Here is a 15,270-nt window from a genome sequence, read left to right as displayed (position 1 = left end):
GATTGTATGCAGTCGCTCTTTGCATTACTCACCCCAGTGATAGCTGAGATTGAGACCAATGATTCGCGGCTCTGAATAGATCGAACTCTGGAAGTAAGTCAGGTTCCATTGGTTGCTGTTGGAAATGCGATAGAGCTTGTTGGCCAGATTGCTGCCGTACAGTTGCAGATCAAGTGACGTGCTCATGATATCGCGCCAACTCAGGCTGGCATTGAACAGTCCAACCGAAGGGAGCCATGCGCCGGGCTCTGCCTGTGGTGGAGAGGATTGTCCGCTGTATTGCTTGTCGGTCCATGTGTAGGTCATCGAGGCTTCAACATCGCCGTACTTGGAATCTAGTGGCAAGGTATAGCGACTCGACAAACTGAATTGTTGTTTGGGTGCGGATTGGTAAGGAATGCAACTCAGATCAATTACATTGCCGGCTCCTTTCTCTTGGCCGCTGCAATCGAGCTGTGGTGTTGCGCCGGTGTAGTCCACTTTGAATGTCTGATAAGCAGCACGTGTGTAGCCATAGGTGCCAACGAAGCTGAAGTGTTCTGTCGGCTGAAGTGTCAGGTCCATTTCAAAGCCTGCGACCCAGGCCTTGCCGACGTTGAAAATAGATTGGCCGAGTTGTGGAACTGGGCTGACGGAGTTGGGCGGCACGTAAGCGTCGATGCCGGCCTTCTGCAAATTGGTATAGCTGGTGTAGTAGACCGCGCTATTGAGGCGCGCCGGAATTTGAGCGACGGTGAAGTCAGACTTTTGTCCAAGCTCGTAATTGGTGACGAACTCTGGCTTGTAGGTGTAGCGCGCGGGGTTGACGGAGATCGGTGCGATGCCGCCAGTTTTGTAGCCGCGACTAATTTTGCCGTAGAGCAGATTGTGGCTTTCATCGCCATCAAGCTTGTAGTCGAGCCCAGCGGTGTAGGTCCACACCGCACTTTCTATTGCGGCGACAAAACTTTTGTCGACCAGTGGCACAAGACCGACAGCAACTTGCTTGATTGATGCATTGCCGCTGGTCTTGTCGTTGGTGCGACGCGCGCCGAGGGTGAAATTGAGGCCTTCCAAGGGTTCAAACAAATGCCCGAGATCGTAAGTGCCTTGCATGAAGGGCGCGAAGGATTTCTTGCTCTGTTCGTACTGCTGATCAACATCAACAAACATCAGCGACTTGGCAATGATGTGACCTTTGGCTTTGGTCTTTTCATAGTAACCACCGATCACAAAATTCAGCGCATCGTCAAAGCCCTTGCCTTGCAGTTGTAGTTCTTCAGTGATGGTGCGGACATCGGACTGCAGCACGCCGTCGGGATTGATGAACTCATTGAGCGAGGCGCGCGAGCCGTCGAGATCCCAGCGATAGCCGTGTCTGAAGGCGGAATAGCTGGCGATATTGACGAGGTTCAGCGTATCGCTCAGTGCGTAGCGGGCTTTGTCGATAATCGCGCCAGTCTTGAGCATGTCGGTGGGATCGCCGCTGAGCTGTACATGGCGCTTGCCACGTGCGGCTTGCTCGTCAAGGATGTCTTGCCCGCAGTTGGTCGAAGGGCCAAAGAAATTCAGTACGGTGCAGCCGAGGTTGGCGGTTTGGGTGATGTCCAAACCTGGAATCGCTTGCGACAGCGCACCTAAGCCAATGGCGCCGGGTATCGCGCGATTAAGACCTTCCCGATTGATTCGCTCGATTACGGTTGCAGTGCCGTTGTCCTTGCTGTCTGTCCAGTAACTCATCAAATAGTTTTCGAAAGACTCGTTGGGTTTCCATAGCAACCCCGCGCGCGCAGTCCAGTAGTGCTTACTGTCGTAATCTTTGCCGGTGACGACATCGTGGGTGAAACCCGCGCGATCAAGATACTGGCCGCCAACGCGGACGAGCAGCGTGTCGCTGATGATCGGCGCATTGAACACGCCTTCCAATTTACGGCCTGACAAATTACTAACGCCGGTACTGATGGAGACCGAAAGATTGTCTTCCGGTCTGTGTGGCTCCAACAGCAATGCGCCACCGGTTGTATTGCGGCCAAACAACGTGCCCTGCGAGCCTTTGAGAACCTGCACGCTCGACAGATCAAAAAATTTGCCTGGGCCGCCTTGGTTGTTGGCGACCGGATCAGACGGAACTGCTACTTCTCCAATATAAATAACGACACCGGGGCTGGCGCCAAATTGCGCGCCCTGTCCACGAATAGTTGGGGATTCCGTATTGCGCATCTGGCTGCCGCTGGTGATGACCAGTGACGGTATGCGTCCATTCAAATCCTGCGGACTGCTGATCTGATCGCGACGCAGATCATCGGCACTGATCGCAGAGATTGCGATGGGAACGTCCTGCATGTTTTCTGCAGTACGTTGTGCGGTGACCACGACCTCTTCAATGCGGGCGCGTGATTGCGTGTTCGTTTGAGCAGGAGGCGCTGTTTTGGCTTGCTCAGGAAGTGTGATCACTTCCAACGGCGCGGTTTCTGCAGAAGATTCATTTGCAGGAGCAGGCGTGGTCTCTGCTACTGGCGCTGGTTCTGCAGTGCTGGGCTGCTTGCTCGATGCCTCTGGCTCAATTGTATTGAGCAAGCTATCGAGATCGCTTTCAGCCTGCGCAAGAACAGCAGTCGGCGCTGCCAATGTGAGGCAAAGCGCGATTGGCGCAAAAAAACGTTTATTCGCGAGGTTTTTCCTCATGCATCTTCCCCTTCAGAAATGCTGCGACTCGCGGGTGGTCCCGCGTATTTGATAAAGCTAGAGGGGAAAGTGATCAGGGTCTAGGCTGATTACTGGCCTTTCTATTGAAAGTAGGCCAGATGCTTTTACTGCGATTTCGACGCGTTTTAGTTCAGGCTTGAGTAGTGCGACAAAGACTGACGGTATTCGTTTGGTGTCTTGCCGGTCGAACGACGGAAGGCGTAGCAAAAGTTTGAAGCGGAGGAGAAGCCTAGCGTCTCGGCGATGGATGCGATGCTCTGATCCTTGGCTAAAAGCACCTCGGCATGAGCCATCTGACTGATAGCGACATGCGTGCCAACCGAGCAGCCACGCGAGGCGCGGAAACCACGAGTGAGTTGACGCACTGATATGCCACACAGCTTGGCCAGCTCCGGCAGGGTGGGGGCTTCGCGCATATCAATCAGGCGATCATCTATGCGTTTTAATTGCCACGCTGCGAGCCCCACTTGCTTAGTCAGTTCGGGAATCGCCTTGCCATAACGCAAAAGCTCAATGCTGATTTGGGTTGCAAGTGCATCCACCAGAATGCGACTGCCAAAGCCCGGATGTTTGACCTCATTGGCCATGCGCAGCATCAGTCTGCGTAGATTCACATCGCGGATATCCAAGCCGATTAACAGGAAGTGATCAGAAAGATCCGGCAAGGTATCGAACAGTGAAACCACTGGTTCAAGTTCAAGCTGGCAGATCACCGAGTGGATGGAGTGGGTCTCATCACTGCGTGCCGTCATATCAATGGTCGGCGGCAGCACGAACATTTCACCGATGCGTTCAAAACGATTCGAACTCCAACGATCTGCAAAGCAGGCGCGCGCGCTGCGATGTCTTGGCGAGAGGCTGAGTTCAACGCGGATGGTGCTGTCCATCCGCACAACGCTCTTCGGCGCTTCGCCGAATTGATAGTGGACAAGCTGAACCTGTGCGCTAGGCACATTCAGTTCGGCATCCACATCCATCGCTGCTTTTGCGTGCGGCTTCATCGTGTAGGCGTTTTGAGGGCGCTGACGTTCGAGACTATGGTCATTCAATTATGCACCTCCATGTGCGGGCGGCAATGTTCTGCACAAGCGTGTTTTGCCTCAATCGGTAGTGGTTCTTGTCGCTAACTGATGGCTTATCCGATACTTACATTGTTGTATATATAAAACAAGTATTGCGCATTGACAACAATATCCAAATTCTGTTTTGATGAGTCCCATAACAAAACGATCTGTCATCCCGAGCGCAGCGAGGGATCTTGCTTCGGCTCTTCACAGCAGGATTCCTCACTCCGTTCGGAATGACAAAGGCCTTATGGCCTAGAGCAAGAGACACTGAATGAAGAAGCTGACGGAATACACGAGCTATGCTGATGCACAGCAGCATTACTCGATGCAGGAGGTCTGGGCTTTGTTTGACGGGACTCCTGAGTCCTTCAACATTGCTCATGAGTGCATTGATCGGCACGCCGCTGATTCCAAGCGGATTGCCGTGCGCGTTGCGCATGCTGATGGTCACGATGAAATTCTCAGCTTTAAAGAAATCTCGCTGTGGTCTAGCCGCTTTGCGAACTGGCTGATTGCGCAAGGCGTAAAGCCGGGCGATCGCGTTGCGTTCATGCTTGATCCATCGCTGGCGTTTTACATGGCGATGTTTGGCGCGATGAAGACGGGCGCAATCAGTGTGCCGTTATTCACATTGTTTGGACCTGAAGGCGTTCAGCTGCGTGTAGCGGATTGCACGCCGACAATTCTCGTTACTAATACTGAGAAAGCAGAAACCGCACGTACTTCTGCAAATACACGAGTTGTAGTTGCAGATGAATCGCTGTTCGAAGAGCTGAAGAAATTCTCAGATACATTCGTCGTCACTACAAAAGGCGATGATCTCGCAGCGTTCCAGTACACCTCGGGAACCACGCGCGAGTTGCCTGCTGCGGTTAAGCACACTCACAAATCAATCGTCGTGCTTGCACTCGCTGCGTTGTACGGCACCGGCGTTCGTCCGGGTGATGATTTCTTCTGCCCATCGTCGCCTGCATGGGGACATGGCATGTGGCACGGCACCTTGGCGCCACTGTCACTCGGCGTAACCACCGGCACCATGTCAGGCAAATTTGCAGCGATCCGTTTGTTGCAGGCGCTGCAGGATTTCAAGATCACCAATCTTTCGGCAGCGGCAACGCACTATCGAATGATGAAGGCGACTGGTGAAGCCGAGAAGTTCAAATTCAACATCCAGAAGCTTTCTTACACCGGCGAGCCGATTGATACGGCGACGTTGGAATATGTTGAGCCACTATTTGGTCACCCCGTGTGCAGCATGTATGGCACGACGGAAATTGGTGTGGTGCTGGTGAATTATCCCGGCGCGCCAGATTTTCAGGTAAAGCCCGGTTCACTAGGCAAAGCGATTCCCGGTCAGACCGTAGAAGTGCACGACCCTAGCGGCAAGCGTTGCGAGCCGCGTCAGGTCGGGGAGCTGAAACTGCTGCGTCGCGGCCAGTGGGTCGCCACTAAAGATCTCGGCTATATCGACGAAGACGGATATCTGTATCACGGTGGTCGCGCAGATGACGTGATCATCTCTGCTGGCTGGACGATGAGCGCCGTCGAGATCGAAAACGTTTTGTTGAAGCATCCCGATGTGCGCGAAGCCGCGGTCATCGGCGTGAAGGATCAGTTGCGCGGGCAGGTGGTGAAGGCCTTCGTAGTAAGCCCACGCAACACCGACGACGTATTTATTCGCGAACTGCAGGACTTCACGCGCGAGCGCTTGAGCCAGCACGAGTATCCACGCGTGATTGCCATCGTCGACGAATTACCCAAAACCCCGGCCGGTAAGGTCAATCGCAAAGTGCTGCGTGATCGTGAAAGCGCCGCGGCAGTTGCATAACGAATATTTCAAGGAGAGTGGCATGTCACAAGAGAAAGAGACTCTGTTTCCAAAAATCACCGACAAGGCGTTGGATGATCTTCGTTCGCGCATCGGCGTTGCAATCACTGACACCGTAGAGCCTTGGAACTACGAAGCCACGCGTGATGCGATTCGTCACTACGCGCATGGCATTGGCGATGACAACCCGCTCTGGTGCGATCCGGAATACGCAGCCAAGTCGCGCTTCGGTGGCATCGTTGCGCTGCCTAGCTTCCTGTTCACCACCAGCCGCATTATCTCTGGCTACGTTGGCGGCCTGTCAGGCACGCACGCAATGTGGGCTGGCGCGAATTGGAAGTGGCATTTGCCAGTCAAGCGCAATGACACCATCACCACTGAAGCCAAGCTGAAAGATCTGATCGAACATCAGACCAAATTCGCTGGTCGTTCTTTCCAGCAGATCTACAACGTGAAGTTCTTCAATCAGAAGGGCGAGTGCGTTGCTGAAGCCGACAGCTGGTGCTTCCGCACCGATCGCGACGTCGCTCGCGAAGAAGGCACCAAGTACAAGGAAGTAAAGGCACGTGCTCCGAAGGTCTACACCGACGAAGAGCTGTCGAAGATCTTCGAGCTGTATGCGAAGGAAGAAGTACGTGGCGCCACGCCGCGTTACTGGAAGGACGTCAATGTTGGTGACAAGTTGCCAACGATGGTGAAGGGTCCGATGACTGTCACCGGCTTTATCTGCTACGCGCAGGGCTGGGGCGGCTTGTACATCCGCGCTAACAAACTCGCTTGGGCGCAGCATCACAAGCATCCGGGCCTCGGCATCAAGAACCGCTTCGGCATTCCAGATTGCCCAGAGCGCGTGCATTGGGAAGAAGAGTTTGCACTGAAGGTTGGTACGCCAGGTGCCTACGATTACGGCCCAGAGCGCACCTCATGGCTCACGCATCACCTGACCAACTGGCAGGGCGATGCAGGCTTCCTGCGTAGCTCCAACAGCCAAATCCGTCGTCACAATCCGGAAGGCGATGTCATCTACATCAATGGCGAAGTGACCCGCAAGTTTGAAGAAGATGGCCGCAAGCTGGTGGAAATCACCCAGAAAGCGATCACGCACACGGGCGAACTCTCCGCGACTGGCGTTGGTATCGTCGAACTGCCGTAAGACTTGTCTGTAAGTGCAGCGCCGCTGTGTCGTGATCTGACACAGCGGCGTTTTTGTTTACAGTGCCTGCAAATAGAAAATGGAAAGTCTCGTGACGAACACGCTTGAACGACGCACTGCTTTAGTTACTGGAGGCGCTGCTGGATTAGGGCTTGCCACTGCGCTGAGTCTGGCGCGTGAGGGTGCTCAGGTTCTGATTGTCGACCGCAATCGTGAGGCAGGTGAAGCAGCGGCACGATCGATTATTGAAGCAGTTCCGCAAAGTAACGCGAGATTCTTTGCTTTGGATCTTGGTGATCTCGACGCGGTCAAAAATTTTGCTGATGAACGTGAACAGGAGAATCTAGTTCTCGATCTCCTGATCAACAACGCAGGCCTGCTACCGCCGATGCAGCGCGCAGCAACGTCGCTGGGGCACGAGCTTGGTTTTGGCGTTAGCGTTGTGGGGCATTACGTACTGACAGGCTCGCTGTTGAAAGCGTTAAACCGAGCGCAGTCACCGCGTGTGGTCACGCTGTCGAGCATGGCCCACAGAACCGCGAAGCTGCCTTTCAACGATCTCAATCAAGTGAGTGGTTACGATCCGACTATCGCTTACGGCGTCGCCAAGCTGGCTGCACTGATGTTTGCTTTAGAACTGGATCGCCGCGCTCAGTTAGCAGGCAACAAACTGCTGAGTCTGGCTGCGCACCCGGGCATTTCCAAAACTGGCATCGGGGCGGGGTGGAACCACAATGGTCCGCTGCCTCTTAAACATCGACTGGCGCGGCTGACCATGCGTTGGGCCATCAACTATGGCGGACAAAGCATTGAAGACGGTGCGAAGCCGACATTGATGGCGGCTATCGACGCCAATGCCAGCGGTGGTTTGTTTTATGGCCCGTCTGGATTCGCTGAGATGCGCGGCGCGCCGCGGGTCGCCAAGCCGTCCAAAGCTGCGCAGTCTTTGCCGGATGCAGCGAGGCTCTGGGCGTGGTTGGAATCGGAAACGGGCATGCGCTATCTCTGGCCGTAAGCATCATCCAACGCGGTAAAGCACTCATATAAAACGTATCCGATGGGCGACGTTCCTGCCCAGTTTTGGCGTGTGCTGCGTCCGGCAAGGTAAGTCATCCGTTTGTGCGTTGACAGTCCTACGCCGAAAGCTTCAAAATCCATATATGAACCACTCTATTTCATATCTTGCGGCCCGTTCCGAAAAGGTATCCGGTCGCCGCGAGGCTGATGTGGTCAGTCCTTCTATGTTTCATCTCAGGTGTAAGCGCAGCGTGAGCAAACCAATCATCGGCCGCATCGCGGCAGTTTTTCTTGTGGGAATGGCAGTAACGCTGCTCCCCGCGTGCAAGGGCAAGACAGCTGAAGCCACCGTGGCCAAGCCAGTCATGGCGGTTGAACTGGTTTCACCCAAGCAAGAGTCTTGGGGCGATGAGATAACCGCCAGCGGCGAAGTGACGCCATGGCAAGAAGCGATCATTGGTGCGGAAGTCGGCGGTGTGCGCCTTGATGAAGTGCGTGCTGATGTTGGCGATCAAGTCAGCAAGGGCCAACTTCTGGCTCGCTACAGCGAAGATGTATTACGTGCGAACTTGCTGCGTCAGGATGCGGCTGTTGCCGAGGCACAGGCGAATCTGGCGAAAGCTGCTGCTGATGTTGTGCGCGCGGATAAATTAGCCGAGAGCAATGCGCTCTCGGCACAAGTCATCATGGGTTATCACACGCAAGCGCAAGTGGCAGAAGCCATGCTCGCTTCGGCCAAGGCCCAACAAAGAGTTCAAGCTTTGCAGCTGCGTTATGCACGCGTAGTTGCTCCGGACGACGGCGTGATTTCGTCGCGCTCTGCAACGGTTGGATCCGTTGGCATGGTCGGCGTGGAATTGTTCCGCCTCGTACGTAAAAACCGTTTGGAGTGGCGCGCTCAAGTTCCCGCTGCGGCTCTGACACGATTGAAAGCAGGCATGGCAGTTACATTGACTGCGGTTGACGGATCGAAAGTGACGGGTAAGTTGCGACAGGTTTCGCCAACAGTTGATGCGAAGACGCGCAATGGGTTTGCTTATGTCGATCTGCCCGCGGCCAGCGGCTTGAGTGCAGGCGTGTTTGTCACTGGTCGTTTTGCGCTGGACAAGCGTGATGCGCTGACGCTTCCCGAGACGGCTGTTGTGCTTCGCGATGGCAATCGCTATCTGATGAAAGTCGATGCGCAGAATCGCGTGCATGAAGTGAAGGTGGACACCGGTCGCCGTCAAAGCAATGCGATTGAGATTCTGGGCAACGTTGCAATTTCGGATCGCCTCATCCTCTCCGGTGGCGCATTCGTCGCAAACGGTGATCTTGTGACCGTCATCGCTGCAGCAGGCAAGCCCGCGCCGTGAATATTTCTACCTGGGCAATCCTCAAGCCCACTCCTTCGATTCTTCTCTTCATCATGCTGGCGATTGCCGGCATGGTGGGCTTCCATAACTTGGGCGTGCAGAACATGCCTGATATGGAATTTCCTTCCGTCACCGTAACGCTGGTGATGCCGGGTGCCTCGCCGATACAACTCGAGGCCGAAGTGGCCCGGCCGATCGAGGACTCCATTTCAAGTATCGGTGGCGTACGCCACGTCACGACGACAATCAGTGATGGCGCCGTCGCGATGGTTATTGAATTAGCTTTCGATAAAAGCCTGCCAGAGGCCATGACGGATGTTCGCGACGCAATAACGCGCATACGCTCAACGCTGCCTACCGCGCTGCAAGAACCGGTCATAACGCGCGTCAACATTGCTGGTCTGCCAGTGCTGATGTACGCAGTTTCATCGGACAATATGGACGAGTCGGATCTGTCCTGGTTTGTCGATGACATCATCACCAAGTCTTTGTTGCATGTCAGCGGTGTTTCGCAGGTCACGCGTCAGGGCGGTGTTTCGCGCGAAGTGCGTGTTGAACTGGATCCCGTGCGTCTGCAATCCCTCAATGTGACGGCTGGCGAAATTGGCCGACAGCTACGCAGCATGCAGCAGGAATCACCTAGTGGCCGTGGCGAGTTGGGTGGCCTGCGCCAGCCGGTGCGAACGCTGGGTACGGTGTCGAACGCCGAAGACCTTGGAAACCTGTCGTTCCCTCTGACGGATGGACGACGCGTACGCATCAACGACATCGCAAACGTTCGCGATACCACTGTCGAACGCCAACAACTTGCATTGCTTGATGGCAAACGCGTGGTGAGCTTCTCTGTTGCCCGCGCACGCGGACACGATGAAGTGTCAACGGCAAAAGCAGTGCGCCTTGCTGTCGATCAATTACGCGCGGCGAACCCGCGCGTGAAGATTGCTGAAATTTCGAACACCGTCGATTTCAGTGTGTCCGAATATGAAGCGGCCATGCGCATGCTGTATGAGGGCGCAATCCTTGCCGTGCTCGTGGTCTGGATATTCCTGCGTGACTGGCGCGCAACGCTGGTGTCAGCAGTGGCGCTGCCGCTGTCGATCATTCCGACTTTCGCCGTCATGGCACTGATGGGTTACAAGCTCAACACGGTGACGCTGCTAGCGCTGACCCTCGTCATCGGCATCTTGGTGGATGACGCGATTGTCGAAGTGGAAAACATCATGCGCCATCTGCGCATGGGTAAGCCGCCAAAGAAAGCAGCGATAGAAGCGGCAACTGAAATTGGTTTGGCGGTTGTTGCAACATCGTTGACCTTGGTCGCAGTGTTTTTGCCGACAGCGTTTGTCGGCGGATTGACCGGTGCCATTTTCCAGCAGTTCGGTTGGACTGCTTCGGCTGCCGTACTGTTCTCACTGGCAGTCGCGCGTCTGCTTACGCCGATGATGGCTGCCGCATTCCTCAAGCCCCAGCCGCATGTGGAAGAAGATGGCGCGTTGATGCGTGGCTATCTCAAGCTGGTGACCTGGTGCCTCAAGCATCGTGCTGCCACCGTCACGGGTGCTGCCGTGATCTTCTTCGGATCGTTGATGATGATCAGCCAGATTCCGTCTGGGTTCTTGTCGACTGAAGACAACACCATGGAGTTCGTGATTATTGGCGCTCCACCCGGCAGTAACCTGGAGCAGACCACGGCATTGGCAGAACGCGCGCGAGCCGTTTTGGAAACGATCCCCGAAGTGGAATCTGTATTCGCCGCCATTGGTGCTGGCGTCAATGTAGGCAATATGCGCGCGGATTCTTCTACCGGTGATGTGCGCACGGCCCAGCTCACGATCGGCTTGTATCCACCTGAGTCGCGTAAGCGCAAACACATTGAAGTGCAGGCAGATATACGCAAAAAGCTTTTCCTGATTCCTGGTGCTCAGATCAGTGTCGGTCGTGGATCGCCCGGCGAGAAAATGAGTTTGATGTTGTCGGGTGATAACCCTGAAACATTGATGAAAGCTGCGCGTGCTGTCGAGGCCGATCTGCGCTCGATGCCGAATATCGGTGGCGTCAAAACCTCAGCTGGCGTGCTGCGGCCTGAGATTGTCATTCGCCCTGATTTCGCGCGTGCTTCTGAACTCGGCATTACATCTGCGGAAATTGGCCAGGCTGTTCGTGTAGCAACCACTGGCGACTATGACTTCAATCTTCCAAGATTGAATCTCCCAGGCCGACAGCTATACGTGCGCGTGCAACTTGATCCAAGTGCGATGGGTGCTCTCGACACGATTGGTCAGCTACGTCTGATGAGCGCAACAGGCGCTGCAGTGCCGCTGAGCAATATCGCGCAAATCAGCGTTGCTGATGGGCCTGCGCAGATCGATCGTTATGACCGTCATCGCTACGTTAGTCTCGCTGTGGATCTGCAAGGCCGCGCAGTTGGCGAAGTGTTAGAGCAGGCACGGAAGCTGCCCACGCTTAAAACGCTGCCACCCGATGTTGATCTGGTACTGGCCGGCGATCTTGAATACATGAGCGAGATGATGAGTGGATTCATGCTTGCGATGCTGGCTGGCATCTTCTGCGTCTATGCAGTGATGGTGTTGTTGTTCCATGACTTTGGACAGCCGATCACCGTGCTTGCGGCATTGCCGTTAGCAGCAACCGGCGCGCTGGGCTTGCTATGGGTATTCGACTACTCGATGTCGATGGCCGCCTTGATCGGTTTGCTAATGCTGATCGGTATCGTCAGCAAGAACTCAATCTTGTTGGTCGACTACGTAATCATGGCGCGCAGAGATTTAGGCATGGACCGTCTCGACGCCGTTGTTGACGCCTGCCACAAACGTGCGAGGCCGATCATCATGACTACCTTCGCGATGGGCGCCGGCATGATGCCGATTGCACTGGGATTGGATGGTGACAGCAGCTTCCGCGCGCCAATGGCTGTCGTTGTGGTGGGTGGCTTGATTACTTCGACGTTGCTGAGCTTGCTGGTGGTGCCGGTGGTGTTTGAGTTGGTGGATGACATGAAAGAGAAGTACATCCCGGCGGTTCGCAGGAAACTCACACGAACATAAGGAGTGTCTTGCTTCCCTCTCCCCATGCCTTTTATGGGGAGAGGGATTGAGGGTGAGGGGCGAGATTTTTCACGCGCTGCGCGAGACTACTACCTGTTCTGATTGAGATGGCGTGTTCCGCACTGTGGTGCGGGTTACTTTCTTTGGCGCAAAGAAAGTAACCAAAGAAACATCACAAGCCCACTTTTACGGTGATTGGGAATAAGCCTGATACGTTCGCCAGCTGACTTCTCAATGCGAGAAACAGGGAACCACTTCAGCATTTGTGCGAGTCGATGAATACTCGCGGCACATTCGCTACAAGCGGAAGTGATCGTAGGCTGGGTTGCCGCGAAGCCAAACCCAGCATCTAGTCGATTAGAGTTGCTGCTGGGTTTCGCTACGCTTCAACCCAGCCTACGCGCTGAGTCGAACGTGTAGGGCGGGAGTATCCCGCCTTTCGCATTTGCGATTTCTCGGAAGGCGGAATGCTCCCGCCCTACGGTGCTTTTTCGTGTTGCGCGTACCAATCTACAGCGTCTTTAATGGTTTCCTTGATTGGACGAGGATTCCAATGCAGCTCCTTGCGAGCTTTGCTGTTGTCCATGGTCTTAAACGCCCCAGATAAAAAGACCGCATCCTTACTCAGCAAATAATCCTTCTTGCCAATCAGCTTAAAGATCGCTTCTGCTGTCGCAGCGATCGCACGCGCAATACTGATCGGAATAATTTTCAGTGGCGGATTTCCGCGCAGTTCAGCCGCAATACGATAGAACTCGTAATTGCTGATGAACTCGTTAGCGATGATGTAGCGTTCACCAAATCTCCCATGTTTCTCTGCGAGTAGAGCAGCTGCGGCGGCGTCGCGAATATCGATCGTTGGTGCACTCGTATCCAGCGCGTATTTCGCTTTGCCGGATGCAGCATCCCACAGCATGCCGCCGTGCGGCGTGGGCTGATAATCCTGCGGGCCGTAGGTGTTGGCGATGCACAGTGCAACACCGGGCAGTCCTTTCTCTCGGCAGTAGCTGAGAAATTTATTCTCTGCTTCCAGGCGTGCACGGATGTAAGGTGAAGCGCGATCAAGCCAGTTGAAAGGAATGTCTTCAGTGACGGGGCCGTTCGGATTAAAACCCAAAGTGCCCATCGAACTGGTGAATATGAAACGCTCAACGCCCAGTTCAAGTGCGATATCCATCGCGTTGACTAAGCCTTCTACGTTATTGCGATAGAGCGGCGTGGTGTCAGTCAGCCAAAAGCGCGGATCAACCACGCTGTAGAACACGCTGCTGCAACCTTGCATTGCTGTGCGTAAGGAATTGGGGTCCAGCACATCGCCGTAAATGATCTCAACAGGAAGATCTTTTACCGCTGCGGTATTGCTGCTTTTACGGAGCAGCACGCGAACCTTGCGCCCACTCTCAACCAGTAAGCGAGCAGTGTGGCTGCCAACGAAACCACTGGCGCCGGTGACGAGTACAGGTTTATCCGCAACATTACTCATTCGATTTATCCGCGTGCAGCAGCGACTTTCAAGGCGAGTACGCTGCCATCACCGTTGGCCGAAATATAAAGCGTTCCATCAGCACCAGCAGCGATACCCGCGTAGGGGCCCATCGGTCCCGTGAACGGCGGGAATCCACGTAGCGGTTTGGCAACAACACCCGGTGGTGCGCCGACTGGCAGTGTAGAAGCGATGATGCGGCGACCGCCTTTCTTGAGGTCGTACTCAATGACAGTCTTAGCGCCGACGTCGACGATATAGAGCAGGCCATCGCGCACCAGAATCCCTTGCGGGTTTTGCAGGCCATCGACAACAGTTTCAACGCCTGAACCCAACACGCGCACAACACGGCCGCCAGCAGATTCAGAAACGAGGATGGCGTCATTGGCATCAATCGCGATGCCAAGTGGATCGCGCAGATTCGCAGCGAGCACTTCAACGTTGTCAGATTTGATCGCGAGTACGCGACCCGTGCCAAGTTCGGCGGTGATCACAGCGCCACTTGAAGTGACAGCAACACCATAGAGTTGGTCGAGCCCTTGCGCCAGAACTTCGCTCTCATTGAGCGCAGGGCGATAGCGCGCAATCTGGCCAGCAGCGGTTGCGACGATGAGTTCACCGTCACCAGTCGCAGCAAGGCCACGCGTGTATCCCGGATAGCCCGGCGTAAACAACATGCCCAGCGATTTAGTCGTTCCGTCTGCCAGTAGTTGGAATAGATTGGGGCCATCAGCAACGTAGATCTTGCCGCTGCTATCGACGGTGATATCGAACGGTCCGTTGAAACCATGCGGCAATAGCGTTCGCGTTGTGCCGTTGGAAGTAACTTCGCTGATCTGGCCATTGAAGTTAGAGACGAACAAGCGCTCGCCAACGAAAGTCAGGTTATCGAGACCCGGCTCGAGTTGTGCCAGCACAGTGCGTTCGCCATTGCGCGGATTGATACGCAGAACCTGGCCTGAAGCCACTTGTGTGGAAACAATGTAGCCCTCGGCATCAAACTTCACTGAGTCTGGTACGCCGAGATCACCAGCAACTTTCTCTGGCGCTCCGCCTTCTGGATTAATACGCCAAATTTCGTTAGTGCCCATGACCGGGTAGTACAGCAAACCATCGGGACCGACTTCCATCGCATTAGGCATTGGCACATCGCTCGCCAGCACGCGCGGAGCGCCGCCGTTGAGATCGAGTTCCATGATGCGTCCGCCGATGCGGCATTCGCCGACGAACAGACGACCTTGATGCACGGTGATGCCGTTCGCGCTGGGAAGATCGTCACGCAGGATGCGCGTGCGGCCATCTTTGCTGCGCATGCTAACGCGACTGTCCATGACTTCGGTTGCGAACAGATTTCCGTTGGCGTCGAAGGCGATATCGTCAGGCGCAATGATGTCGCTTCCTTTCGCGCTGATCGTTTCAATCTGGCCGTTAGCGATATCAATCGCACTGATCTGGCTGCCAGAAACTTGCGCAACATAGATGCGACCATCAGGGCCGGTGCGCAGGCCGTTGGCGCCGAACAGACGGCTCGGTGCTGTGAGTCGTTGCAGCGTCCAACCTTCAGCGGCGCTCGGCAATGTTTCGGTCGGATAGCGTCCGGTTGAGATCGACATCTTG

9 protein-coding genes are annotated in these 15,270 nt (G+C 55.0%); 5 read left to right on the top strand and 4 right to left on the bottom strand.

Features of this window, described 5'->3' with window-relative positions; all coding sequences use genetic code 11:
- Positions 1-24: 24 nt before the first annotated feature.
- Positions 25-2,664: a TonB-dependent receptor gene (locus tag CJD38_RS13180; RefSeq protein ID WP_107940833.1), complete on the bottom strand. Its 2,640-nt coding sequence runs from the start codon at positions 2,662-2,664 to the stop codon at positions 25-27.
- Between the two features lie 146 nt (positions 2,665-2,810).
- Positions 2,811-3,734 carry a helix-turn-helix transcriptional regulator gene (locus CJD38_RS13175; RefSeq protein ID WP_146165985.1) on the bottom strand — a complete coding sequence of 308 codons (924 nt, stop codon included), beginning with the start codon at positions 3,732-3,734 and terminating at the stop codon, positions 2,811-2,813.
- A gap of 289 nt (positions 3,735-4,023) precedes the next feature.
- Between CJD38_RS13175 and CJD38_RS13170 the strand changes: the two genes are divergently transcribed.
- From CJD38_RS13170 to CJD38_RS13150, 5 genes are all read left to right on the top strand, one after another.
- Positions 4,024-5,580, top strand: coding sequence for an acetate--CoA ligase (locus CJD38_RS13170; protein ID WP_107940831.1), 1,557 nt, complete (start codon positions 4,024-4,026; stop codon positions 5,578-5,580).
- A 22-nt stretch (positions 5,581-5,602) separates the two neighbouring features.
- Entirely contained in the window at positions 5,603-6,733 is a 1,131-nt protein-coding gene (locus CJD38_RS13165) for an FAS1-like dehydratase domain-containing protein (RefSeq protein WP_107941133.1), read from the top strand.
- A 91-nt stretch (positions 6,734-6,824) separates the two neighbouring features.
- Positions 6,825-7,748: an SDR family NAD(P)-dependent oxidoreductase gene (locus CJD38_RS13160; protein ID WP_161554234.1), complete on the top strand. Its 924-nt coding sequence runs from the start codon at positions 6,825-6,827 to the stop codon at positions 7,746-7,748.
- Positions 7,749-8,001: 253 nt separating this feature from the next.
- On the top strand, positions 8,002-9,105 hold the full coding sequence (locus tag CJD38_RS13155) for an efflux RND transporter periplasmic adaptor subunit (RefSeq protein ID WP_161554233.1): 1,104 nt from the start codon (positions 8,002-8,004) through the stop codon (positions 9,103-9,105).
- On the top strand, positions 9,102-12,170 hold the full coding sequence (locus tag CJD38_RS13150; protein WP_170107372.1) for an efflux RND transporter permease subunit: 3,069 nt from the start codon (positions 9,102-9,104) through the stop codon (positions 12,168-12,170). The genes CJD38_RS13155 and CJD38_RS13150 overlap by 4 nt, the downstream gene beginning before the upstream one ends.
- Positions 12,171-12,648: 478 nt before the next feature.
- Here CJD38_RS13150 and CJD38_RS13145 read toward each other — a convergent pair whose 3' ends face one another.
- Positions 12,649-13,653, bottom strand: a complete 1,005-nt coding sequence (locus tag CJD38_RS13145; RefSeq protein ID WP_107940828.1) for an NAD-dependent epimerase/dehydratase family protein — start codon at positions 13,651-13,653, stop codon at positions 12,649-12,651.
- Positions 13,654-13,658: 5 nt separating this feature from the next.
- Positions 13,659-15,266 carry an SMP-30/gluconolactonase/LRE family protein gene (locus tag CJD38_RS13140; RefSeq protein WP_107940827.1) on the bottom strand — a complete coding sequence of 536 codons (1,608 nt, stop codon included), beginning with the start codon at positions 15,264-15,266 and terminating at the stop codon, positions 13,659-13,661.
- Positions 15,267-15,270: the final 4 nt, after the last annotated feature.

The sequence above is a fragment of the Stenotrophobium rhamnosiphilum genome (assembly GCF_003052265.1).
Lineage (GTDB): Bacteria > Pseudomonadota > Gammaproteobacteria > Nevskiales > Nevskiaceae > Stenotrophobium > Stenotrophobium rhamnosiphilum.
Note: the sequence above shows the minus strand (reverse complement) of the source record. Positions and strands in the feature narration are given on the sequence as shown.